This is a genomic window from Tepidibacter sp. Z1-5, from assembly GCF_037844525.1.
In the GTDB taxonomy this organism is placed as follows: Bacteria; Bacillota; Clostridia; order Peptostreptococcales; family Peptostreptococcaceae; genus Tepidibacter_A.
This window is the reverse complement of record NZ_JBBMMD010000083.1, coordinates 50,904-75,161: the sequence shown is the minus strand read 5'-3', so window position 1 is coordinate 75,161 and position 24,258 is coordinate 50,904. Positions and strand designations below refer to the sequence as shown.

The window sequence follows — 24,258 nt, the reverse complement described above, 5'->3', positions numbered from 1 at the left end:
TAATTTTAGTTGTTTCCTTTGCCATAACTAAGACCTCCTTACTTTCTTCTATAATTGTAGCAAAGAAAATTTAAAATATATATCCGTCTATTTTTTTACGTTTACATTTAATGATAAACTAGTCTTCAATAATAATTAATAGATGAAATTATATGGAACTTTTTAAACAAGACAATTTCTAAGTGTGATGCAAATTACAAAAATTATCACTTTGATAGCAGATTAAATTTATACTTAATGATATACATGAATATTAGAGGATGTAATAGTTTAAGAGGATTAACAAATAAAACTTTATTAAATAAGAAACTTAAAAGAATTATAAATATATAAAGTAAGCTACAGTTTTTAGAAAAAATACTAATAGAGATTATAGTAGTTTTAGGTGTAAATAAAGATAGATTAAAAGAAGTTTTAGTAATATGGATAGGCGAAAATAAAACTTTTAATTTTGGTTATCTATTTTAAATAGCTTGAAAAATAGAACTCTTAAAGATGTTAGTTTTTTTGAGATATTAAAGTAAGGGTATTAGAGGAAACTTTAAAACGTATCTTTTCTAATCCACAAGTTAAAAGATTTAAATAAGAAATACTCTTAAGTATATACCATACAAATATAGAATGGCATTTGCTAAATATTTAAAAATAATTTGTTCAGTTATAGAAGGTATAAAACAAGTTTAGTCAAGTAAGTATCTATTTGCTATTCAAAGTTGGGAACCTAATTTGGATGTTTTAAGTGATTTTTTAACTATTTTTAGAAAGTTAAAAAATAATATGTATAACTAATATTATTAAATGATTGAATACACAATATAGAAAAGTAAATAAAACTAAATCAATTTTTCATTCTGATAAATCTTTAGAAAAGATATTCTATTTAGCAACTAAGGATATAGCAAAAAATGGATAAGAAGATATGATAAATTGGTTTGAAATTAAAACTTATATAGAACTATATATTTTCATTTATACTAAAATCGACTAAGTTTTGAGCATAATTATGATTATAACCCAAATTATAAGAAAATATCTATGTTTTTGTATAATTTGGGCTAATATATAACTTAATATTCAATTTTCACAAAATGCTAAAATATATTTATACTCCTAAATCACCTTTTAATATTTGAGTTATAAAGTTTTCTAAATTAGTTGAATACACGTATTTGTTCTTTAACATTTCAGCTCCACGATCTATATGAAGCTTTGTATGTGTAGGAAAATACTCATCATCTGTTAAATGCTTATTTGCATGTTCTTGCATAAGAGCTTTATAAATAGTATCATATTGAGCAGTAATAGTTTGCCTATTAAGTTCAAGTCCATTAGTATCACTAGTATAATTATCAATCGGATTTTCATCAGTTAATGATAAAGCTATTGATAATTTAGATAGAGCAAATGGTTTGAGATTAGTACTTTTGCCTAATTCTTCAAATATTTTTTTTGTCTTTTTTGATGTTTTTAATCTAAATCCCATAATTTACACCTCGAAAAAATAACCTTCAGATTTTTTTGTTTTTCTTTCATTATCATCATATTCAATTAAATATTCATGACTAATGCGTTGGTTGATTTGTTTATATGATTCAAAATCAATTTCGGTATTAGTTGATAAAATTATTACTTGATTACTTATACTAGAAAAATATTCAGTAGTGATATTATTTCTATGAGTTTCATCTATTCTAGCATAAGGAGTATCTATTATAAATGGAATACTAATTCCTGATGCTTTAATTAAAGCCCAGTATATACAAAGGATGTATATTTGTTTTTCTCCATTTGAAAAATTATTTAAATCTACTTTTGTTCTAAGATTTAATAGACCAGATTGAGTGCTGGATTTAATAGCCTTAATTAAATCGGATTTATTATTAGTCTTGTATTCTCTGCTAAGATCTTTAAAGAATAGATTTCCTAACTTTTTATTCATTTCATCGTATCCTATGTTGTCGAGCATATTTTCTATATCAATAGAATTATACATTTTATCAATATACAATGTAACATTGAAATCACTATTTATATGGATACTATCTATAAACTTGTCTTTTCTGATTAGCTTTTTAAATATATACATAAAGTTATTTTCAACTTCTCTTAACTTGCTACTAGTTAAGTTAATTACTATATCATCTATTAAATCTAGTAGGTTAATTGATATATCAACTACATTATTGGTTTGTAGTAATTCAGTATAATTTCTTTTTGCTTTTTCTTTTTCAGATTCAATTTTAATTATTTCAAACTTTAAATCTTCTAAATTATTTTCTAGATTAAGTTTATAATTTGTTTTTTCTGAAATTATAGATGTGATTTTTGATATCTCTTTTATAAATTTATCTATAGCTTCATTTCCTAAAGTAGAATTTAGTTTTTTTCTTATTTGATTAGTTTCATTGTTTATACTTTCTATTTTAGAATATGAATTAAGAATTTCCTTATTATCAAAGTTAAGTACAGTATTAATGTTAGATAATACTAAATTACTTTCATCATTAGAGAGCATATGAATATTTTCAAAAGTATCATCTGCTGTATTTGGTTTTATATCATGTGTTAATGCGTCAGATATAGTAAAAGCAATTTCATCTAAATTCGGATGATCTAATTTATTATTTTTTAATATATTACCTATAAACTCAGAACTAAGTTTATCTTTAACATGAGAATATACTGAAAATTTATTTTCTTGTTCAATTTGTTTTTTTAGTTTTGGCAGACTATTTTTAATAATTAAAAATGGTAACATTTCATTGCAAAAATCTTTTATTTTTTGATTTATTGTTATTCTCTCATTTTCAAGAGTATTTAATTTTTTCTCGAGTTCTTCTCTAGATTCTGCTAAAAGACCACCTTTTTCTTTAAAAGATTTTTCAAGGTTTGCTTTATCTAGTGATAAATCTTCTATTTCTTTTTCTAATAATTCTATTTTATCTACTATATCATTAATCTTATTGTCTTTGCTTGTATACTTAGATTCTAATGATAAATAGTAGTCTTGAGCTTGACTGATTTTGTTATTGTCATTTTTATTAGTTCTATTATTAGATAGAATAGTAGATTTTAAAATATCTAATGTATCGTAATTACATAAAGATAGTAATGATTGTTTTAAATGTATATTTGAATTTTTACCTATGAAAAATTCAGATAAATTCTCTCCATCAAAAAAGAAAAATTCAAATATTTTAGGAGATATTATAGATTTTAAATAGTTTTCAAAGTAATTAATTTCTTCAGTATTTAAAGGAGTAGGGGAGTAGTTTTTATAAACAAAAAACTCTTCGCTTAATTTTTTATCTTTAAAAGTCCATTTTCTAGTCAAACTATAAATGTTTTTTTCAGTGTTTTCGTTAAGTTCAATATCTATAGAAACGTATGCATCTACAAAATTATTTTTAAATGCATTATCATTTATATTTGATTTGATTTTATTTATATAGGTAGAGTTAAAACCTTGATATTTATAGGCAAGAGGTCCATATATACATAGTTTTATAGATTCAAATATCGTTGATTTTCCAGCACCATTTTTACCACCGATGAGTATAATGTTTCTAGTATCAGAAGTAGAAAAATCAAACTCAACTTCTTCTTCATAGGATCTAAAGTTTTTTAATCTTAATTTATTTATCTTCATGCTCCGTCTCCTTAATAGTTTGTGATTCTTGCTCTATTTGCTCAACTATATCATAATGTATCCATTGCTGATTAAGTGTTTTATCTATAGCCTTTTTAAGTTTTGTTGGGTTACTAAAGTGTTTATATTTATCTGTTTCAATAAGAAGTTTATTAAATAGTTCAGGACTTATTTTATGACTTTGACATTTGGAATCTATAATACTTAGAGCAATTTCATCAAACATAGGTTGCTTGTATTCATGCCATGGCAATTTTTTACCCATAACTTCATAGTATATATCAATCAATGTAGTTCGACTAAGATCTTCTTCATTATCCCAAATTTCATCTATGGCTTTAAGCTCTTCTAGTTTTATTAATTCTAGGTTAGAATTAGCAAAATCAGTAGAATGATTTTGTATTGCTAGTTCTATTTCTTGCTGCATTTGTAATTGAAGTTCTAATAGTTTGGTTAATATAAGTTTTCTTGCTTCGAAATTAAATGGGCCAAATGTAATCCTACCATCTTTAGTTTTATGAACTACACCATTTCTTTTGTGTTTTTTTCTATATTCTTCTTTATCTCTAATATTCATTAACCAAGTTCTAAAATCTTTAAGCGGTTGTAACCATTTTTCGAATTCTATAAATGCATTCAGAGATTTGTCCTCTGAGACAACTGTACATATCCAACAACCAAATCTACTATTACCACAAGTGTTAGTATTGTCAGTAGTTGCAATAAATGGGCATTCTCCATCTCCAGAACCTTTAGCATATAATACGGCTAAATCCATATTATTACTACCCCATGGAGTCATAGCATCTTCATTTCCTCCTGGATAGCGATTCTTAAGAATTGCCCAAACATCATCTGTAGTTAAATCTACTATAGGGTTATATACGTATGCCATATTATTTTTATTTCTTAGAGTTTCGTGAGGTGTTAAAAGATATCCATCTATTTCTCTGTTTTCTATTCTTGTTTTTCTAGATATACTTTCAGATTTACGAACACCTAGAAGAACAACTACATCCTCAGATTCTAATTGTTCTTGTATAAATTTATTCGAAGGTCTTATTTTAAGTCTATCTGTACACCATCTATATTGAATAGATTTTGGAGTAGGATATCCTCTACCAATAACATTTGTCCAAAAAGTATCGTTGGCAATTGGTTTAACTAAATGTGCTTGTAGAGGTATTTCATATTCCTGTGCGCTTTTATTTATTAAATCTATATTTTGTTCTAAATATTCAAGTATCAATGGATTTTCAATTAATGTATCTGATGATACAACATGTACTTGTTTATGACGTTGTTCTTTAGGAAGATCTAATATCATTTGAAATACAAGCTGAACAACAACTGTACTATCCTTACCGCCACTATAACCTATTATCCATGGTCTTTTATCGTTTAAATAGACCATTTTCATTTCATTATATATGTCTTTTATAGAGTTACTGTCAAAAAAATTATTGATCATGTGAGCTATTCCTTTCTGAAGTTGTTTTCAAGTTTAAGTTCTTCTTTAGTTAAAGGTAAATTTATTTTTTGTTTAATTAAAATCGTAGTGAGTTTTATACAGTTTGAGTTCTTACTTATCCTTCCGTTTATAGAAATAGCTCGTCCTCTCCAGTCTTTTAAGTTATTTCTATTCCAATCTATTTTATTTAAATCTATTAATATATCTTTCCAGTTATTTATCCTATTGTTGTATATATAATTAGCAATTAGACCTAACGATTCTAAAACAACACCATAAGATAGTATATATGATTCTCTAAATTTTGGTGGACTAATTTCTTTATTAAAGACAAACTGCAAATCTTTTAAATTATCACATAAAAATATCCAAAAATCTAAAATGAATTTTTGTAGATTTTTATCATCTATACTGTTCTTACCAATTATCTTTTTATTAGCTTCGTATATATTGCTTAGTGTGAATAGTTTTGTAGAATTTTTAGATAAAGAACGATTCTCGCTATCTGTATAATTTCTTAAAACAGGTATAGAATTAATAATATCCTTAGTTAAAATAGATATTGGATCTCTTGAATCATATAAAATTCCTATAGATTTTGAAATAGTTACAGCGTGTTTATTGAGGTCAGAAAACATCTGCTGACTTCTTTTTAAATTTTCATCAATAAAAAGTACTACAGATACAGTTTCTGAACCTAAAGCAGCATTGATTTTTAGAGCTTCTTCTATAGCTGCTTTTCTGTGTTGACCATCATTTATAAGTAAAGTACTATCCATAGATATTTGTAGATTACCAATATTGTTTGAATTATCATTAACATATGATGTAAATATAATTTCACCATCTACAGATGCAGTTAAAGATGAAAAAAGATAATCAGTAGGATTATTTATTATATACTTACTTATTTCGGGTATTCTAGCTTTGTTTAAAATTCTTTGAGCTCTATATTCAGGAGGAATATCCTCATCATTAAATATGAAAAGTTTAGATAATATTTTAAAAGGACACATTATCACATAATATTCTCTTTGAGCTTGATATCCCCTGATCGCAGGGAAAGAGTAATAAAAATTTGAATTCATTGAAATCACCTTTTACGTACGTATTTTATATAATTATACCATATTTACGTACGTAATAAAACAAGGTGGAAAAGTTTGAAATATTTCGAAAATAACTAGATAAGGAGAATAATATGAACTGTATATTTTGTGAGATAAAAGAATACATACTTGAAAATGAACTTTGTTATGCTATATACGACAAATATCCTGTAACTAAGGGTCATGTACTTATAATAACTAAAAGGCATATTAAGGATTATTTTGAGACTACACATGAAGAAAAGATGGCTATAATAGATTTGATTGATAAATGTAAAGTTATGTTAGATGATGAGTATTCACCAGATGGGTATAATATAGGAATTAACTGTGGAGAATATGCAGGTCAAACTGTTATGCATCTACATACTCATATAATACCAAGATATAAAGGTGATATAGATAATCCTACTGGTGGAGTAAGAGGGGTTATTCCGAATAAGAGAATATATTAATTTTTAAGAAGTAGTATGGAATACGTATTACTAATATTTGAGTATGAAATGAAACTTAATTCAGATGGAGTTTTAGAACTTTTTCGTCAGCTAAGCTTTATAGAACAACAATTTATTGATTCGTTTTCTAAAATAATTAATGAAAACATTGAATCTGAATAAAGATTAACAAGCATAAACTGTTACAAATTTCAATTTATGGATGTAAAGTAACTTTTCAATATTTTCTGATTAACCAAACCCACTATCCGTTCTTAAAATTAAATTACCATTACGAAGTTGATCCTTGTATTTGGATCGAATAGAGTTTTACGGTCATGTGGTCAGACTCCTTATAAAAACTGGAACAGTTTTGTTGCAGTTGTACTTCTGAAGTATAAATAGAGAGCGTTATTGTATAGCTTATTTAGGAAATTAATTGAGTTTTCTAAAATAAGCTATTTTTTATTTCCTCAGAAAGAGATCTAATAACACACTAGGAAAGTATAGATTTTTTTGGAGAATTTACATTCTTTAAATTTAGTAATTTTAACGTATAAAGAATTTATGTGAACTTGTACCAGCATAAGGCTTTGTTCTTAGATTTTCACTTAAATAAAGTATAGGATAATATTTTAAGTAATTATTAAATAATACAAAACAATCCTAGAAAAATATTGATTAATTAGATGAAAAATGTAGAGTGAACATGAATTTTGTGATAATATAAAACAAATAGTCATATCATTAAGCTGATACATAAGACTCTAGTGCAAAAAATATTAGTTTGTAAAAACATATTCCATTAACTTTTAAGAAATTTCTATTTTTCATCCTCGGTTATATATCCACTTACCCCATCACTAGTTATTATCCTAAATATCAATAAAGCATTAAAAGATGCTGAGGGTGTTAAATTAGAAATTTATCTAAGTGGAATGCAAATGATGATGTAAAAAGAGAGTTTTTTTACAAACAAAGAATAAAATATTTAGGCGGTGATAAAAAATGAAAACTAAAAAGCTGATTGAAGTACTATTTGTGATACTTATAATGGTATCGTTGTTTCCAACAACGGCGATGGCGATAGTAAATCGACATGTGACGGAGGGCGAAACCTTTGATTTGACTACGCAGGCAAATGACGGAGATTATATCATCGTAGACGGCATCACAGCGACAATCACGGGGTCAAAGTGTGTTACCATTTCACTTAAAAGAGGAGCAACGTTAACATTAGACGGAGTAAGCATTAATTATCCCAAAACCGGCCGTGCACCAATAATAGTTGAAGGCACTGGAAATAAACTAATCATTAAAAACACGGTGACATTGACACAAAATCCAAAAACATGGGATGCTGGCATTCGTCTTATTCAAGGCAGGGCTCTCGAAATAATAGATGGCGGTAATGGTGTCCTCAATGTACAGGGTGGTAACTATAATCCAGCCATTGGAGGACAACACAACTCAGTAGAGGAGAAATATCCAACCGGCCAGATCACCATCACCAGTGGTACGGTCAATGCAACGGGTGGTTGGCGTGCCGCAGGTATTGGTGGCGCAGATAAGTGCAGTGGCGGCACAACGATTATCAACGGTGGTACAGTCAATGCAACGGGTGGTGGAAGAGCCGCTGGTATTGGTGGTGGATCTGGAGCAAACGGCGGTACCGTTACAATCAACGGCGGTACGGTCAATGCAACGGGTGGTGAAAGAGGCGCTGGCATTGGTGGTGGAGAACTAGCAAACGGCGGTACCATTACAATCAACGGCGGTACGGTCAATGCAACGGGAACTTTGAACGCTGCAGGAATCGGTGGCGGCGGTGCTGGAGGTGGATATAGAGGAGGTGCTGCCGGTACGATTAACATCAATGGCGGTGTGGTTACTGCAACGGCCGCTGGAGGAGAAGGGGCAGGCATCGGTACAGGAACAGCAGGAAATGATAGGTATACAGGGAGAGGCGGATCAATTACAATCAGCAATGATGCTTTGGTTTACGCATCAGGAGCTGTTGTGGATATCGGAACAGACGTTTCCCTGACAGTATGCGATAGATCTGTGTTGCTACTCGAAAAAAATGTGGAAAAATTGAATACGTCAACACAACCTTCTTTACTAAACGGGCATGTCAAAAAGACACTTACTGACTCATTATACCCGATGGCCTTTTCAGGGAATACAGTGTATGGTATTACGGTGCCGAATGCTTGGACCACGGCGGCTGCAGGCTATTTCAGGCTGAAGCAGCTGAGTTATGACGCCAACGGAGGCACAGGCACAACAGATGCTACCGAGGTGTGTGCGATAGGCGGAAATGTGATGCTCTCGGACGGCAGCACGATTAGCAAGACAGGCTATACGTTTATAGGGTGGAACACGGCAGCGGACGGTAGCGGAACAAGCTACAGTCCAAGTGGCACATTTAGTATTCCAGCGGCGGATACTACGCTGTACGCAGAGTGGTCAGCGCTTATAAATAATGTAACCATAGATGACCCAATCATGGTAGATAATATAATTAATAATACAGAAAACAGTAATGTAGCAATAAGCGGTGAAGCAGAACCAGATGCAGAAGTTACTGTAGTTATTAGAGATATCAATGGACAAGGAGTTACAAAAACAGTAACATCAGGTAGCGATAGAAAGTATAGTGTGACTGGATTAAATGTTATAGGACTTGTTGATGGAACACTAACAGTAGAAGTAACAGCGAAAGATGCATTAGGAAATATAGGGAGTGCAAATAAACGAATTGAAAAACAGAATGTCCAAGTTGGAGTAAATAAAATTGATTTGTTTATAAATAAAAGTATGTATAGTACTGCAGATTTTAAAGTGGTAAGTAGTATACCTAGTAATGTTGGAGTAGAGTTCAATTTAAGTCAACCTATCAATAATTATTATTTGGAAATTGTAACAACAGGAAGCAAGGCATTGAAAAATGAAGTTGAATTATTTAAAAAAGATGTAAATGGAAATCTTGTAAAAGTAGATGACAGCAAAATTGAAGCTACAGAAAAAGGGAATGGTTTAATTGTAAAAATAAGTGATTTGTTAGCTGGAGATTATGTTATAGTTTATCCATTTTGTGAGAAGTTAAGTAATGAAGAAGAGTTGACTGGAGAAAAAATAGTTAGAAATATAATATTTAATGAAAATAACTTAAAAAGAGAAGTTTCTATTAAGGTTGTGCCTTTACCATTATTAGATTAATTAATTTTATGTAGTAAACAAAAACGTACCATAATTTCCTGTTATATCATTTGTGGTATGGTCAGCATATAGAATAATGGCTCAAATTTAGAGCAGTTTAAACCTGATGATTTTGGGTACATAGTTAATGATAATACTGTTATACTAGGACTAAATTAGAAAACCTTTTAAACACAAGGGTTTCACTGATTTAGTCCTATTTTTTTAATAACTCATATAACTGTAACCATTGTTTGCTAATGTGATATTGGGTATTATAAATAATAATGGGAAGAATCATCTTGAATTTCTAAATGAAAATGAGAAAAAACTTCTAAATACTAAAGCTTCGATGTTTATAAATATGATAGAAACTACTGGTGGAGTAAGAGGGGTTATTCCGAATAAGAGAATATATTAACTTTTAAGAAGTAGTTGTACTACTTCTTTTTTGACGCATAAAAAATATATTATTGAAAAAACTAATGCAAGGAGGTGTTCATTATGTTAAATTTAACTCAAAAAGAAAGAATGTTATTAGAGGATCAAAAGTCACATGAACAGATGTGCATTCAAAATTATACTGATTACGCTCAAAGATCTAAATGTTCTGAGCTTAAACAATTGTTCAATGAGTATGTAACTACAGAACAACAGCATTTAAATAGTATCAATCAGATATTAAATGGTACTGTTCCAAGCACTGGAGGTGGAGGACAGCAACAAAATCAAACTCCAACTTTCACTCCTGCAAATACATACGATCCGCAAGATGCTCTCTTGTGTAAAGATGCTTTGATGGCTGAAAAGTATGTATCTGGAGCATATAATACTGCTATATTTGAATGCTGTGATACGAACGTAAGACAAGTTCTTAACCATATACAAAAGGAAGAGCAAGAACATGGTGAAGGTTTATTCAATTATATGAAAAGTAAAGGAATTTATAATCCTCAATAGGAAATTTGACTTAGGATATAATTATTAGTTAATAATTATATCCTATTGAAAAAAACACAAAAGTAGGATATAATTATATAAAAGATTCGTATAATAACGAATTAAATCGTAAAAAGTCGAAAATAAATTCGTTAATTTTATTAAAGGGGGTATGTGTTTGAGTATATATGGAATAGTATTGATCTTGATTGTATTATGTTTGGTATTTAGATGTGGAGTAACTAATAGTAAGTACAATAAGTAGATATTTTAAAGGAGAAATAAGTTATGGATTTTTCTTACAAATAAAACCCTGAAAACTAAATTATTTAGTTTTTAGGGTTTTATTGTGTTATTAACCAATATGTATTTGGATAGAATGTAGTTATTAGGAAGGAGAGGATTTTATGTTTAAAAAAGATGATCTACATATTATATCCAAAGCATTAGATTATTCTATAGCTAATTTGGAGAATTATTTAAATAAATATAGTGAGTACTTATGTGATTTAGATAAAGTTGATATAATATATCAAATTAAAAAACATGAGGAAATATCGTGCAAATTAAAATGTACAATGGGAACTAATGAATTATATAATCAAAATGTTGATATATACAAATAGAAAATCCGATGTTAATATATTAAAAGAAAATATATTAATAAAGGAGAATTATATGACAAGAGGATTTGAGATAGTAAGTTATGATGAATTTAAAAAGACTTTAGGAAAAGATTTAAGTGATGAAGTTATAAAAGAAAAATATTATAATATGAAAAAACCAAGACGTGCTACTAGTTTATCTGCTGGATATGACTTTTATTGTGTTAATGATTTCACTTTAAGTCCTGGAGAGTCTATTGTTGTTCCAACTGGGATTAAAAGTTATATGAAAGATGATGAGTGTTTGTATATATTGGTTAGAAGTAGTCATGGCTTTAAGTATAATATAAGACTTAAAAACCAAGTTGGACTTATAGATTCTGATTATTATAATAATGAAAAGAATGAAGGGCATATATTTGTAGCTTTAAAGAATGAGGGTGACAAAGAGTTTGGTGTTAAATGTGGAGAGGCATTTGCACAAGGAATGTTCCAAAAGTATTTAATAGCAGATGATGATGAGCCTGTTAAGATTAATAGAGTAGGTGGTATAGGCTCAACATCAAAGTAATTGTATATTTAAGTGGCTGTAGCTTCCATTTCATCGGTTAACTTTTCTATTTTATTTTGAATATCGTTGTAGTTTTGTATTTGAGCTATTATTTCTAATTTCTCAGATTCTGGTAAGCATTTACTATACTTATCTAAACTAGTTTCTAAGTTATGTATAGAATATTCAATTGAGTGTAGTATGTGTTTTAATTCCTTGTATTCTAACATTAATATACCTCCGGTTAAGTTTAGTATGAGTCTTAAGTATTGACATATATAGCATAGTTTTATACATTTTTATGCAATATGATGTTACAATATACTTTGATATTATATTAAGTTTAAATTAAAAAGGAGAGATACATATGAAAAAAGCATTAGACTATTTTGGAAATGGATATAATTGTGCTGAATCTGTAATCAAAGCAACTAATGAAAAAAAGAATACAGAAATACCTGTAGAAATAGCAAGCTCTATGGGTCATGGTATGGCGGTTGGAAGTGTATGTGGAGCAATCTGTGCAGGTGTTAGTTCTATAGGAGTTTTAAAAGGTGGACAAGATGCAGAACAAAAAAAAGAAGCTAGATTATATACTAAAGAACTTATGAACAAAATAGAACAAGAGTATGGAAGTGTTATATGCAGGGAGCTAAAAGGGAATAAGGTTAGCTGTAAAGAATTGATTGATTATGTAGATAAATATATTGATAGTATAGAGTAGAGTTTTGGAATATTAATACAGAGACATACTTTATAAAAAATGCTATAATATTTTTGTTAAAGAGAGGTGACATAATGAGCAATCAAGAAAATAACGGTATTGCTGGAAGTGGATGTGAGGTATTAATACCCTTTAATGAAAGAAAGCCACTTAGAGATATTGAAAAAAGTATAATAAAGACTTATAGAAAACGTATATGGTCAAAGTTTGTAAAAGGTATAAAGGATTATGAGCTTTTAAAGGACGGAGATAAGGTAGCGGTTGCTATTTCTGGTGGAAAAGATAGTATGCTTATGGCAAAACTATTTCAAGAGCTTAAAAGACATGGTCAAATAAAATTTGAACTTGAATTTATAGCTATGGATCCTGGATATCATGAGAATATAAAAGAACTTTTAATAGATAATTGTAATTATTTAAATATACCTATTCATTTATATGAATCACAGATATTTGAGGTAATAGATAGAATAGCCAAGGATTATCCATGTTATATGTGTGCTAAGATGAGAAGAGGATCTTTATATGCAAAGGCACAAGAGCTTGGATGTAATAAGTTAGCACTTGGACATCATTTTAATGACGTTATTGAGACTACTCTTATAAATATGTTTTATGCAGGAAGTTTTAAAACTATGCTTCCAAAGTTAAAGTCTGCAAATCATGAAGGATTAGAACTTATAAGACCGATGTATTATATAAGAGAAAACGATATACAGACATTTACACAAAAAAGTGGTATATGGCCACTAAATTGTGCATGTATGGTTGCTGCTAAGAGAACGTCTAATAAGAGGACTGAGATAAAAGAACTTATAAAAAATCTTAAACTCAACTTTGAGGATATAGATAAATCTATATTTAAAGCAGCAGAAAATGTTAATATAGATGCTATTTTGGGATGGCAAAAAGACTCTAAAAAACATTCTTATTTGGAATTTTATGATGAAGAATAATATTTTAAAGGGTTAATACAGCAAATGTGTTGTATTAACTCTTTTTTTGATTAAAGGAATATAAATGGTTTTGTTGAACTTAAAAAATATGATTAAAATTATTTATAATTTTTGTTTTTAATAGGGGGGATATGTATGAAAATATATACTACTAGTGAGGTGTCTAGAAAGACAGGATTAAATAAAAAGACTTTAAGAGGATGGGAAAAGGAGTTTGAACTTAAAATATCTAGAGGTGATAATGGCAATAGAAACTATACAGAATACGATATTGAGTTAATGCAAAATATTAAAAAACATAAGCAAAAAGGAATGGGAAGAACTTTTATAATGGAGTATATAAATAATACTGATTTTGCTAAATATAATGAGGAATGTGCAGCTACTTTAACTCAAGCTAATCCATTAGAATCTATTGAAGATATTCAACAAAATATGGCTGAAAACTTTAAGAATATAATGGGTGCGGCTATTGGAGATATTGTTATTGAAAGAGAACAAAAACTAAAAGAAGATCTTGGAAATGAAATTAGTGAAAAGCTGGATGATATAAGTATGAATTTAAGAGACGAGATAAGCAATAAGGTTAGAAAGCAGGTTAGAGTAGAGAATCAAAAGCTTATGTTATATTTAGCAAATAATAGAAAGGAAAATAAAAAAGGATTTTTTAGTAAGGTATTTGGATAAATAGGGACTTTTAAAGTCCCTATTTATTCATTAATTCATCTTTAATTAAATTAAGAACAAGTGTTTCTCTTTCAACAGAAAGACCCATTTTAGAATCTTTACTTTGAATTAATTTAATATTGTGATTTATTGCTTCATCTATATCTATCCATATTGGAGACATACCGTTTGAAATTTCATAATCTTCTAATTTAGGTGTTCCTAGTTCTTTGTTGATTTTGCACACATAAAAGTAGGAAATCATATGCATAAGGTCGTATCCTTCATAGTGAGTAGGTCTGTATTCATCAAGCATACCAAATTCTTTTATAATCTCAATATCTTTAGCTCCAGTTTCCTCATTTAATTCTCGCTTAAGTCCGTGAGTTAATTCCTCGTTAGATTCGACTCCTCCACCAGGAAAGCTATAATCATTATATCTTTTAGTGTACATTAAAAGTATTTTGTTTTCATCTAGTATTATTGCTCGTGCTGCTTTTCTTTGGAATATATTACCTTCAATTTCTTTTATATCTTTATGAATCATTTTTTTTAATAGTCTCATGGAAAAACTCCTTTATATAGTCATTATAATTTTGAATAAGCTTAATTATATACTAGTCTATTATATAGTCTAATGAATTAATGTAAAGGTGGAATCTATGATATATTCAAAAAATTTAGTTATATATGAATTAAAAGTAGTTTTGAGGCATAAAATTAATATGTAGTAATAACTAAAGATAAATCACTTTAAGCAGTAATATGCTTAGTGTTGAGTTTATAATCTTTCTTATGAAAAAAGATGTTAAAAAGGGAGCCTACAGGCTCCTTTTGTAGTTTTTAGTATCTTCTTTTTTTTCTGTTGATTATATTTTCAACAAGAACTATTTTATTATCTGCAATTGTTATAGCTTCTTGGGTTATGTTTAGTTGTTTCATCATTTTGTACATTATAAATTTTTCTCTATCTCTAACTATATTTATAACAACTCCGTCTTTATTCATTCTACCCGTACGACCTGCACGGTGTAAATAATCTACCTTATCAAGTGGTAAATCCATATTGAATATATGGGTTACATCTTTAAAATCCATTCCTCGTGTAAATAAATCTGTAGTAACTAGAATTTTTAGTTTTCCTTTTTGAAATGATGATAATAGATGTTGTCTATCTTGGTTTTTAGTTCTAGTTTGGATTCCTCCAACTGAAAAACCTTGTCTGTGAATGTCTTTGACGAATCTATCTACATTTTCGTTTTTATTTATAAAAACCAATGATTTTGAAGGCTTTACAGTGTTTAGTATTTCAACTAATGTGTCTGTTTTTCTAGGAGATGTACTTATCATATATTGGTGTTTAATTTTTGTAGGTATAGGCTTAATATGGTCTAGGTTAATAAATTTAGGATTCTTCATAAGCTTGTTCAGTATATCACTAGATTCTTGTGATATAGTTGCAGAGAAGCTTAGTAGTTGTCTATCTTTTAAAGTTGTTTTTATTATACCCTGAACCTTTGATATAAACCCTTTTTCTAATATTTGATCAACCTCATCTAAAGCTATTGTATTTATATTGTGCATTTTTATTTTTTTAAGACTTATAAGGTGAAGAAGTCTTCCTGGAGTTGCCACAATTAAGTGAGGTTTTTGTTTTAATCTCTCTATTTGCTTTTCAATATTCATACCTTCTACTATGCAAAAAGTCTTTATACCTGAATTTTGAGTTATTCTTTCGGCTTCTTGCTGTATTTGAATACTTAATTCTTTACTAGGTGCGAGTACTAACATTTGTAGATCATTTTTACTTGAATCGATTTTTTGTACCATAGGTATTAAATAAGATAATGTTTTACCTGTACCTGTTCTGGCTTTTCCTATTACGTCGTTACCTTCTAATATTAAAGGTATTGTGTCCATTTGTACCTTAGTTGGTTCTATAATATCAGATTTAGTAAGGTTGTCCACTATGAATTCATGTAAATTATACTGTTCAAATTTATTTTGCATTTTGTATCTCCTTTTTTTGTTTTATGAATCTATTATATCCTAATATGAGCATATTCGATACTATAATACGGATTTTTTTGCTTTATAGGAAATTATAATACTCAATTGTAGGTAATGTAAAGTATTAGTATTGTTTTAGTGTATACTATATAAGTGTAGTTGATTTGAAAATTTAGTTTGGGGGATATTTTATGATATCGAATGAAGATACAAGCAATATTAATTATGTTTATATAATAGAGTGTAGTGATGGAACTTTTTATACTGGATATACTAACAATTTAGATAAAAGAATAAATACACATAATAAGGGGAAAGGAGCCAAGTATACAAGATGTAGGCTTCCTGTAAAATTGCTGTATTATGAAGAATATGATTTAAAGGGTGAAGCTTTAAAAAGGGAGTATAGAATAAAACAAATGACAAGAAAACAAAAAATAAAATTAATTGAAGCATAAGGATATAAGAAAATTATAATATTTTCAAAGGACGAATTTTTATATACAAGGAAATTATATGATTTTCGATTTGTAGATAACATTGATAGGTGAGCCAAAGTCGCAAATGTTTTGAGCAACGGAGCCTGTAAGGATCGTTGGCGATATGAGTCAGTGCGTAGCGAGTAGTCGGATTTTTTATTTTTTTGTTTTCGACAAATATGTTATTATATATATAAGAATATAAAAGATGGGGTTATATAGATGTTTAGAAAGACTAGAAAGAGAAATAGCAAAAAAAATAATGCAACAAGAAATATTAATTATCTAAATAAAATGATACCGGGACTTGCAGTTACCTTGTATTTGAGCATATATTCTATTTATTATCTTGATGTTAGTATATTTGAAAAGTATGTGAACTTAAATGATGATATTTTGAGAATAGTATGTATATTGACTGCTTATATATTAAGCGGGTATATAAGCACTAAAAATATTAAAGATCATAAGAATATAAAGTTAACGTATGTTATTAATTTTATTGTTTTTATCGTAATACTAGTGATATAATTTGAATTAAATTAATATTTGAAGGAGGATTTGAAGGTGAGATATAAAGCAATAATTTCAGATCTAGATGGAACACTCCTTAATAGTAATCATAGAGTCAGTGAATATACTAAGAGTGTAATTGAGAAGGTTGTGAAGAAAGGTATAAAGTTCTTTATAGCAACAGGAAGACATCATAAGGATGCATCACATATAAAAGAACAGCTTAACTTAGATACGGTACTAATAACTTCTAATGGTTCAAGGGCACATAATTTCAAAAATGAAAAATTATTGTGTCATAATATAGACTCTGAAATATCTAAGTCTATATTAGAAATGAAGTTTGATGATGATATTCATGTGAATGTTTATCAAGAAGATCATTGGCTTGTAGAAAAAGAAAATGAATGGTTGAGTAATTTTAATGATGAGTCTAGTTTTATGTATAAAATGGTTGATTTTAACAATTTAGATTCATATGAGTGTATAAAATTCTTTTTTATATGTAATGATGGAAATAAGTTGAAATTAGTTAAAGAAGAAATTGAATCAAAGTTTTCTGATTATGTACATACTACATTTTCTCTACCTTTATGTCTTGAGGTAATGGCTAAAGGGGTATCAAAGGGAGCTGCTTTGGAGGAAATATTGAAAGATTACGGTATATCATCTAATGAAGTTATAGCATTTGGAGATGGATTTAATGATCTTGAGATGTTAAGTAGTGTTGGAAAAGGCTTAGTAATGGGAAATGCTGATGAAAATTTGAAAAAGGCTCTCCCTGATAATGATATTATAAATACTAACAACGAAGATGGCGTTGCAAAGTATATAGAAGAGTTGTTTTTGTAAAAGGTTTAAATATAAAAATTTACTATAAAAGAGTTAAAACTTTAGAGTTTTGGCTCTTTTATTTTTTTAGTAGATAAAACATTAGAAAAGGTGATAATATGAACGTTCAATTTGGTCAATATAAAGGATTTGCATTTAAACGTTCTAGTTTTATATTATCAACAAATTCATAATGAACTGCATATATTATTATACGTATATAGATTTAAATGAGGAGGGAGAAAATGAGCAGAAATTTAGACGATTTACATCCATATGTCAAATATTTAGCTGAAAAGTTTATTGAAGAATGCAAAAATCAAGGAATAGATATTTTGATATATAGTACTTTTAGAAGTAAAGAAGAACAAAATAAATTATATGAACAAGGAAGAAGTGCTCCTGGAAATAAGGTCACAAATGCAAGGGGAGGCTATTCTTATCATAATTATGGTTTAGCATTTGATTGTGTACCTATTATAAATAAAAAGGCACAGTGGGATAGAACAGATTTGTACGAAAAAATGGGTCAATTAGGTAAAAGTATAGGTCTTGAGTGGGGAGGAGATTTTAAAATCTTTAAAGATATGCCACATTTTCAATGGAGAGGAGGTCTTAAAATAAAAGATTTGTTACAAGGTAAAATACCTATATCTCAATTAAAGTTGGAACTTGAAAATTCAATAAATAAGTTGTTTCAAGAAAATATTATAAATACTCCAAATTATTGGATAGATAATAAAGAATATAAAACTGAATATGTAAAAAAACTTATATATAATTTTTCTCAGTATTTAGGAATTAATAAACCTGAAAATGAATTTACAAATATATTAAATGAACTAAGCAATAAAAAAGTAATAGATTCACCAGAGTATTGGATTAGTAGTCAAATATATAAAACTGAATATGTAATAGAACTTATTATTAAATTTACAAGATATATAGAAGAAAATAACATTGACAGTGAATTTATATCTTCAGTAAATAAGTTAGCTAAGAAAAATATAATAAATAGTTCGGATTATTGGATAAATAATAAAGAATATAAAGGGGAGTATGTTAAAGAACTTATAAAGAAAATTGCAAATAAATTAGGGTAGTTAAACTACCCTAATTTATAGTTGTTTTAATAGTTATTCATTATTATCATTTTTCTTTTCATAGGGTTTAGTAGAACCAATTGTATGTCGCTTTAAATTATTTGGTAAAGTCACTTCATTACCCATTTCTAAATCCATTTGATGAAAATTTTTTATTGCTTGAGTATCTGATATTTTTCGAGTTTTTTTATTTTTAATCACAAAGATATCCTCCTTTATTCTTACTTAGTATTAATTTAACCAATAATACAAAAGATATATTAGAAATTATGTGGGAATTTACACTGTTTTTAATTACATTTGAATAAAAATATAATAAAAAGAACTTTTAAATTATTGAAAAGTTCTTTTGTTATGTTTAAAAATAACAAAAAATTAAAAATTAAACTTTGACATATTAATACAAATATTTGAATAATAACTATTATTTGATATAATCATAATGAAATAATCATTATATATAGAGGAGGAAAATGAATGTTTTCATTTAATTGGATTAGGTCGTTTTTTAATCCTAAAAAATTAAATATTTTTAAAAATAAAAAAGAAACTATTTTAAGGGAAAAAGAAGCAATTTTAAAATGCGCTCAAGAAATAGCTGATTTGGGTACTTGGGAATGGAATTATAAATTAAATAAAATTTATTGTTCAGATAAATTATGCGAAATGCTTGATATAAATAAACTAAAATATGAAGGTGATTTAGATTTTTTTATTAAAACATTGATTTCTGATAATTATAAAAATTTTGTAATAGAATCCATTAAAAATTCAATAGAAGATGGAATAGAAAAAAATAGACAATATAAACTTATAAATTCAAATGGAGAAGAAATTTGGGTAAGGTTAAATGCTATTTGTATATATGATGAGAATAAAGACAAACTTAAAATGATTGGGATGGTTCAGGATATTACTCAGTGGAAAAAAACTAAAGCACTACTTCAAGAGAATCATGAATTTCTTGAAATGCTTATAGACACTATTCCAAGCCCAATATTTTATAAGGATGAAAATGGTATATATAAATATTCTAATATTGCTCATATAGAGTATTTAGGGGTCAGAAAAGAAGATATTATTGAACATACTATTTATGATATTATGAAAAAAGAAATTGCGGATATTCATAATGATGTAGATATTAATATAATTAAAAATAAAGAAAAAAATATATACGAATCTAAGTTTCAATGTAAAGATGGTGTATTGCATGATGTGATTTTTAATAAAGCACCATATATAAATCATCAGGACGAAGTTAAAGGAATAGTTGGAGTTATGGTAGATATCACAGAACGAAAGAATGCAGAAAAAAGAATAAACAAATTATCAAAAATAAAGGATTCTATATTAGAAATAAGCTACTCTATAACTGAAACAAGTGATACTACAGAATTATTTAATTTAATATTAGATAAAGTAATTGAATCTATACAGAATGCACATATTGGTTCTATTTTGATATTGGATGATGATGAAAATTTGAAAATTGCTACACAGAAAGGTTATAAACAAAAAAATGCTGAAAATTTTAGTCTTAGATTGAAAGATTCATTTATATGGCATAAAACATTGGGAAAGGTAGATAAAACAGTTATTATTAATGATTTTGATAAAATGGTTACTAATAAATGTCCAAATATTTTAGAAAATGAAGAATGTTTTAAAGTAAAATCGTCTATTAGTTCCCCTATAATAATAGATGGACAATTATATGGTTTAATAGGAATAGATAGTAAATATAATTATGCATTTGATGAAATTGATATTGAATTAATGGAATATATGAGAAATCAAATTGCTATAGCGATTGGCAAACATACACTTTATGAAGAAACTGTATATTTATCTAGGTATGATAAATTAACAAATGTTTATAACAGAAGATATTTTGAAAAAATACTGGATAGAGATATTAATAAGTCTATTATGTATAATGAAGAATTTTTACTAGTATTATTTGATTTAAATGGACTAAAACTTATAAATGATACGTATGGACATTTAGCAGGAGATGAAATTATTAGAACGTTTACCTCTACATTAAAGAAACGTATTAGATCTTCGGATATATTAGCAAGAATTGGAGGAGATGAATTTGTAGGAGTTTTTTTTGAAACGGATTTACAAAGCCTTATTAGAAAATTTGAAGATATAATTGATTATTTTAAAAGGAATTATATAAAATTTGAAGAAAATAATATTATATGTAGTTTTAGCTACGGTATATCTAATTTTCCTTATGACGGAGATAAATATAATAAATTAATAAAAACTGCTGATGAGAGAATGTATGAATATAAACAAAAAAGTAAAAAAATTTAGATGAATTTATTAAAATAATAATTTAGAATGGTTAACAGTGTATATTAGTATGCTTTTGCAAAAAAAAGAATTATAGATTATAATATTATAAAGAAAGTTGATATTAAAATTAAAAAAATAAAAATATCGAGCATATTATTTGCTCGATATTTTTAATTATGGAGTAAAAAACTCTATTTGAATTAAGTTTAACTTTATAAAAAAATAATGAGTTATTCGATAGAATGAAGAAAAATTTTTATTCGAAAATTTTATATTGTAGGTGATTGATTAGTATGAGTAAAGCATTGTTTATAGCAGAAAAACCTAGTGTTGCCATGGAATTTGCAAAAGCATTAAATATTAAGGGAACTAAGAAAAATGGATATTTGGAATCAGATAAGGCTATAGTGACTTGGTGTGTAGGACACTTGGTCAATATGAGTTATCCTGAAAAATATGATATAAAATATAAAAAATGGGTTCTTAAAGATTTACCTTTTCTACCAAAAAAATATAAGTATGAGGTTATATCTGGAGTGAAAAAACAGTTTGATATAGTTAAAAGTCAAATGCAAAGAAAAGATATAGCTACTATATATGTATGCACGGATTCTGGAAGAGAGGGAGAGTATATATATAGATTAGTTGATGATATGGTTGATGTAAAAGATAAGGTAAAAAAAAGAGTATGGATAGATTCTCAAACTGAGGATGAAATTAGAAAAGGTGTAAAAAATGCAAAACCACTTAGTGAATATGACAAATTATCAGATTCTGCATATTTAAGAGCAAAAGAAGACTATCTTATGGGAATAAATTTTTCAAGATTGTTGACTCTTATGTACGGTAGAACTATTAGTGATTATTTAGGAACCAATTATACAGTAATTGCAGTTGGTAGGGTTATGAGTTGTGTTCTTGGTATGATTGTGAACAGAGAAAGAGAAATAAGAGATTTTGTAAAGACACCTTATTATAAGATTAACTCTTCTTTTAAGTTTGAGAATTTTCTTGACTATGATGGAGAGTGGAAGGCTGTAGATGGGTCGAAATATTATATGTCCAATTTATTATTTAAAGACATCGGATTTAAACAAAAAGAAATGGCTGAAAAATTCATTGATTATCTTAAAAACGATAATGAGGAATTACTCGCAAAAATTGAAGAAGTACAAAGGAAAAAAGAAAAGAAAAATCCACCACTATTGTATAATTTAGCAGAACTTCAAAATGAATGTTCGAAAAAATTCAAATTAAGTCCGGATGAAACACTAAAAATTGTACAAGGATTATATGAAAAGAAAATGGTTACATATCCAAGAACAGATGCCAGAGTTTTATCAAAAGCTGTCGCAAAAGAAATAGATAAAAATATAAGAGGTCTTTTGAACATAAAGAATACTTGTACCTTGGATAATAAAGATGAGCCTATCAATGGTTTTATCAAAAATATATCAGATAATAAATTATTTTTAGGGCTTGAGAAAACCAAATATGTAAATGATAAAGCTATTACGGATCACTACGCTATTATACCTACTGGTCAAGGTTTAAGTAATTTTAATAAGTTATATGATATAGATAAAAGTGTATTTTTACTTATTCTACGAAGATTTTTAGCTATATTTTATCCTTGTGCAGTTTTTAATAAGTTATCAATAATTACTAGTATAAAAAGTGAAAGTTTTTATACATCTTCTAAGGTATGTATTGAAAGAGGATATTTAGAAATAACGGATTACGATAAAAAATCTCAAAGTTCCAATAAAGATAATATAGATAAATTTAAAAACTTAAAAAAAGGTGCTGTTGTAAAAATTAATAAACTTGAAATTAAAGAATCTGAAACCACTCCACCTAAAAGATATAATTCAGGTTCAATGATTTTAGCTATGGAAAATGCAGGAAAATTAATCGAAGATGATGAACTAAGAGAGCAAATCAAAGGGAGTGGTATTGGAACCAGTGCTACAAGATCTGAGATATTAAGTAAACTTCAAAAAATTAAGTATATTAAATTGAATAAAAAAACTCAGATACTAACCCCAGAGTCTATGGGAGAGATGATTTATAATATTATAATAAGATCAATACCATCTTTAATTAAACCAGAGCTTACAGCAAGTTGGGAGAAGGGATTAACTATGGTATCCAATGGGGAAATAGGTTCCGAGGAGTATATGGTAAAGCTTGAATCTTATGTTATGAAGAATACTAAAAAGGTATTGGGGCTTAGAAATCACTTGGAGTTAATGAATTCATTCACATCAATTCCAAATTGTAAAAAATCAACTAAAAGCAATAAACGAAAAAAACTTGAAAATTCTTTAGGTAAATGCAGTTGTTGCGATGGAGATATTTTAGAAAATAGCAAGGCATTTTATTGCACTAATTGGAGTAGTGGGTGCAGGTTCACTGTATGGAAGAATAGTCTTGAAAAACATGGAGTTATAGTAAATGATAAAATCATAAAAAAATTATTAAAAGATGGAAAGGTTATTGGAGTAGAATCAAATCAAAATCATAAAAAAATAAATATATGTATTAGGATTAACGATGATAAAAATCCAATAATAGAAATATTTTAAAATAAAATTATAAAATTGTATCATTTTTAATTATTATATTCATACAGTAATATAAAGTGAAACTTTTAAATAAATACACGGTATAGGTTTCACTTTATATTAAATATTAAAGAGGGGATT

General features: G+C 27.6%; 23 protein-coding genes. 15 read left to right on the top strand and 8 right to left on the bottom strand.

Annotated elements, in window-relative coordinates:
- Positions 1-1,102: 1,102 nt before the first annotated feature.
- Genes WJW32_RS14850 through dndB form a run of 4 tightly spaced genes read right to left on the bottom strand, consistent with a single transcriptional unit; the run spans position 1,103 to position 6,208 of the window.
- On the bottom strand, positions 1,103-1,483 hold the full coding sequence (locus tag WJW32_RS14850; RefSeq protein ID WP_340259757.1) for a DndE family protein: 381 nt from the start codon (positions 1,481-1,483) through the stop codon (positions 1,103-1,105).
- 3 nt (positions 1,484-1,486) lie between these two features.
- Positions 1,487-3,649 carry an AAA family ATPase gene (locus tag WJW32_RS14845; protein ID WP_340259755.1) on the bottom strand — a complete coding sequence of 721 codons (2,163 nt, stop codon included), beginning with the start codon at positions 3,647-3,649 and terminating at the stop codon, positions 1,487-1,489.
- On the bottom strand, positions 3,636-5,120 hold the full coding sequence (gene dndC / locus WJW32_RS14840; protein WP_340259753.1) for a DNA phosphorothioation system sulfurtransferase DndC: 1,485 nt from the start codon (positions 5,118-5,120) through the stop codon (positions 3,636-3,638). Before dndC ends, WJW32_RS14845 begins: the two co-directional genes overlap by 14 nt.
- A 5-nt stretch (positions 5,121-5,125) precedes the next feature.
- A complete protein-coding gene (gene dndB / locus WJW32_RS14835; RefSeq protein ID WP_340259751.1) occupies positions 5,126-6,208 on the bottom strand; it encodes a DNA sulfur modification protein DndB in 1,083 nt (360 codons plus the stop codon).
- A gap of 113 nt (positions 6,209-6,321) precedes the next feature.
- Between dndB and WJW32_RS14830 the strand changes: the two genes are divergently transcribed.
- The 6 genes from WJW32_RS14830 (at position 6,322) to WJW32_RS14805 (ending at position 11,979) form a co-directional block, all read left to right on the top strand.
- Positions 6,322-6,684 carry an HIT family protein gene (locus tag WJW32_RS14830; RefSeq protein ID WP_340259749.1) on the top strand — a complete coding sequence of 121 codons (363 nt, stop codon included), beginning with the start codon at positions 6,322-6,324 and terminating at the stop codon, positions 6,682-6,684.
- Positions 6,685-6,699: 15 nt separating this feature from the next.
- Positions 6,700-6,846 carry a hypothetical protein gene (locus WJW32_RS14825; protein WP_340259747.1) on the top strand — a complete coding sequence of 49 codons (147 nt, stop codon included), beginning with the start codon at positions 6,700-6,702 and terminating at the stop codon, positions 6,844-6,846.
- Positions 6,847-7,671: 825 nt separating this feature from the next.
- A complete protein-coding gene (locus WJW32_RS14820; protein WP_340259745.1) occupies positions 7,672-9,885 on the top strand; it encodes an InlB B-repeat-containing protein in 2,214 nt (737 codons plus the stop codon).
- A 483-nt stretch (positions 9,886-10,368) separates the two neighbouring features.
- Positions 10,369-10,824: a spore coat protein gene (locus WJW32_RS14815; RefSeq protein WP_340259743.1), complete on the top strand. Its 456-nt coding sequence runs from the start codon at positions 10,369-10,371 to the stop codon at positions 10,822-10,824.
- Positions 10,825-11,210: 386 nt separating this feature from the next.
- Positions 11,211-11,429, top strand: a complete 219-nt coding sequence (locus WJW32_RS14810) for a hypothetical protein (protein WP_340259741.1) — start codon at positions 11,211-11,213, stop codon at positions 11,427-11,429.
- Between the two features lie 52 nt (positions 11,430-11,481).
- A complete protein-coding gene (locus WJW32_RS14805; protein WP_340259739.1) occupies positions 11,482-11,979 on the top strand; it encodes a dUTP diphosphatase in 498 nt (165 codons plus the stop codon).
- Positions 11,980-11,987: 8 nt separating this feature from the next.
- Here WJW32_RS14805 and WJW32_RS14800 read toward each other — a convergent pair whose 3' ends face one another.
- Positions 11,988-12,188: a hypothetical protein gene (locus tag WJW32_RS14800; protein WP_340259738.1), complete on the bottom strand. Its 201-nt coding sequence runs from the start codon at positions 12,186-12,188 to the stop codon at positions 11,988-11,990.
- Between the two features lie 137 nt (positions 12,189-12,325).
- On the opposite strand from WJW32_RS14800, the gene WJW32_RS14795 reads away from it, so the two are divergent.
- The 3 genes from WJW32_RS14795 (at position 12,326) to WJW32_RS14785 (ending at position 14,325) form a co-directional block, all read left to right on the top strand.
- Positions 12,326-12,682, top strand: a complete 357-nt coding sequence (locus tag WJW32_RS14795; protein ID WP_340259736.1) for a C-GCAxxG-C-C family (seleno)protein — start codon at positions 12,326-12,328, stop codon at positions 12,680-12,682.
- A gap of 74 nt (positions 12,683-12,756) precedes the next feature.
- Positions 12,757-13,638 (top strand): tRNA 2-thiocytidine biosynthesis TtcA family protein, encoded by an 882-nt coding sequence (locus WJW32_RS14790; protein ID WP_340259734.1) that lies wholly within the window; start codon positions 12,757-12,759, stop codon positions 13,636-13,638.
- Between the two features lie 135 nt (positions 13,639-13,773).
- Positions 13,774-14,325, top strand: a complete 552-nt coding sequence (locus tag WJW32_RS14785) for a helix-turn-helix domain-containing protein (protein WP_340259732.1) — start codon at positions 13,774-13,776, stop codon at positions 14,323-14,325.
- A gap of 19 nt (positions 14,326-14,344) precedes the next feature.
- Here WJW32_RS14785 and WJW32_RS14780 read toward each other — a convergent pair whose 3' ends face one another.
- Positions 14,345-14,869 (bottom strand): NUDIX domain-containing protein, encoded by a 525-nt coding sequence (locus WJW32_RS14780; RefSeq protein WP_340259730.1) that lies wholly within the window; start codon positions 14,867-14,869, stop codon positions 14,345-14,347.
- Between the two features lie 278 nt (positions 14,870-15,147).
- A complete protein-coding gene (locus tag WJW32_RS14775) occupies positions 15,148-16,314 on the bottom strand; it encodes a DEAD/DEAH box helicase (RefSeq protein WP_340259729.1) in 1,167 nt (388 codons plus the stop codon).
- Positions 16,315-16,505: 191 nt separating this feature from the next.
- Here WJW32_RS14775 and WJW32_RS14770 point away from each other — a divergent pair, with 191 nt between their 5' ends.
- From WJW32_RS14770 to WJW32_RS14755, 4 genes are all read left to right on the top strand, one after another.
- A complete protein-coding gene (locus WJW32_RS14770) occupies positions 16,506-16,772 on the top strand; it encodes a GIY-YIG nuclease family protein (RefSeq protein WP_340259727.1) in 267 nt (88 codons plus the stop codon).
- Between the two features lie 243 nt (positions 16,773-17,015).
- The gene (locus WJW32_RS14765; RefSeq protein WP_340259725.1) at positions 17,016-17,324 is read left to right on the top strand and encodes a hypothetical protein; all 309 of its coding nucleotides are present in this window, start codon (positions 17,016-17,018) and stop codon (positions 17,322-17,324) included.
- A gap of 36 nt (positions 17,325-17,360) precedes the next feature.
- Positions 17,361-18,158 (top strand): Cof-type HAD-IIB family hydrolase, encoded by a 798-nt coding sequence (locus WJW32_RS14760; RefSeq protein WP_340259723.1) that lies wholly within the window; start codon positions 17,361-17,363, stop codon positions 18,156-18,158.
- Positions 18,159-18,382: 224 nt separating this feature from the next.
- A complete protein-coding gene (locus WJW32_RS14755; RefSeq protein ID WP_340259721.1) occupies positions 18,383-19,240 on the top strand; it encodes a M15 family metallopeptidase in 858 nt (285 codons plus the stop codon).
- A 33-nt stretch (positions 19,241-19,273) separates the two neighbouring features.
- On the opposite strand, the gene WJW32_RS14750 is transcribed toward WJW32_RS14755, so the two are convergent.
- Positions 19,274-19,441, bottom strand: a complete 168-nt coding sequence (locus tag WJW32_RS14750) for a hypothetical protein (RefSeq protein WP_340259719.1) — start codon at positions 19,439-19,441, stop codon at positions 19,274-19,276.
- Positions 19,442-19,717: 276 nt separating this feature from the next.
- On the opposite strand from WJW32_RS14750, the gene WJW32_RS14745 reads away from it, so the two are divergent.
- Complete coding sequence (locus WJW32_RS14745) at positions 19,718-21,568, top strand: sensor domain-containing diguanylate cyclase (protein ID WP_340259717.1); 1,851 nt, start codon at positions 19,718-19,720, stop codon at positions 21,566-21,568.
- A 275-nt stretch (positions 21,569-21,843) separates the two neighbouring features.
- Positions 21,844-24,138, top strand: coding sequence for a DNA topoisomerase (locus WJW32_RS14740; RefSeq protein ID WP_340259715.1), 2,295 nt, complete (start codon positions 21,844-21,846; stop codon positions 24,136-24,138).
- Positions 24,139-24,258 lie beyond the last annotated feature (120 nt).

Excerpts from the sequence above, each read along its gene's own strand:
- WJW32_RS14850 (WP_340259757.1), bottom strand. The coding sequence starts at position 1,483 with ATGGGATTTAGATTAAAAACATCAAAAAAGACAAAAAAAATATTTGAA.
- WJW32_RS14845 (WP_340259755.1), bottom strand. The coding sequence starts at position 3,649 with ATGAAGATAAATAAATTAAGATTAAAAAACTTTAGATCCTATGAAGAA.
- dndC (WP_340259753.1), bottom strand. The coding sequence starts at position 5,120 with ATGATCAATAATTTTTTTGACAGTAACTCTATAAAAGACATATATAAT.
- dndB (WP_340259751.1), bottom strand. The coding sequence starts at position 6,208 with ATGAATTCAAATTTTTATTACTCTTTCCCTGCGATCAGGGGATATCAA.
- WJW32_RS14830 (WP_340259749.1), top strand. The coding sequence starts at position 6,322 with ATGAACTGTATATTTTGTGAGATAAAAGAATACATACTTGAAAATGAA.
- WJW32_RS14825 (WP_340259747.1), top strand. The coding sequence starts at position 6,700 with ATGGAATACGTATTACTAATATTTGAGTATGAAATGAAACTTAATTCA.
- WJW32_RS14820 (WP_340259745.1), top strand. The coding sequence starts at position 7,672 with ATGAAAACTAAAAAGCTGATTGAAGTACTATTTGTGATACTTATAATG.
- WJW32_RS14815 (WP_340259743.1), top strand. The coding sequence starts at position 10,369 with ATGTTAAATTTAACTCAAAAAGAAAGAATGTTATTAGAGGATCAAAAG.
- WJW32_RS14810 (WP_340259741.1), top strand. The coding sequence starts at position 11,211 with ATGTTTAAAAAAGATGATCTACATATTATATCCAAAGCATTAGATTAT.
- WJW32_RS14805 (WP_340259739.1), top strand. The coding sequence starts at position 11,482 with ATGACAAGAGGATTTGAGATAGTAAGTTATGATGAATTTAAAAAGACT.
- WJW32_RS14800 (WP_340259738.1), bottom strand. The coding sequence starts at position 12,188 with ATGTTAGAATACAAGGAATTAAAACACATACTACACTCAATTGAATAT.
- WJW32_RS14795 (WP_340259736.1), top strand. The coding sequence starts at position 12,326 with ATGAAAAAAGCATTAGACTATTTTGGAAATGGATATAATTGTGCTGAA.
- WJW32_RS14790 (WP_340259734.1), top strand. The coding sequence starts at position 12,757 with ATGAGCAATCAAGAAAATAACGGTATTGCTGGAAGTGGATGTGAGGTA.
- WJW32_RS14785 (WP_340259732.1), top strand. The coding sequence starts at position 13,774 with ATGAAAATATATACTACTAGTGAGGTGTCTAGAAAGACAGGATTAAAT.
- WJW32_RS14780 (WP_340259730.1), bottom strand. The coding sequence starts at position 14,869 with ATGAGACTATTAAAAAAAATGATTCATAAAGATATAAAAGAAATTGAA.
- WJW32_RS14775 (WP_340259729.1), bottom strand. The coding sequence starts at position 16,314 with ATGCAAAATAAATTTGAACAGTATAATTTACATGAATTCATAGTGGAC.
- WJW32_RS14770 (WP_340259727.1), top strand. The coding sequence starts at position 16,506 with ATGATATCGAATGAAGATACAAGCAATATTAATTATGTTTATATAATA.
- WJW32_RS14765 (WP_340259725.1), top strand. The coding sequence starts at position 17,016 with ATGTTTAGAAAGACTAGAAAGAGAAATAGCAAAAAAAATAATGCAACA.
- WJW32_RS14755 (WP_340259721.1), top strand. The coding sequence starts at position 18,383 with ATGAGCAGAAATTTAGACGATTTACATCCATATGTCAAATATTTAGCT.
- WJW32_RS14745 (WP_340259717.1), top strand. The coding sequence starts at position 19,718 with ATGTTTTCATTTAATTGGATTAGGTCGTTTTTTAATCCTAAAAAATTA.
- WJW32_RS14740 (WP_340259715.1), top strand. The coding sequence starts at position 21,844 with ATGAGTAAAGCATTGTTTATAGCAGAAAAACCTAGTGTTGCCATGGAA.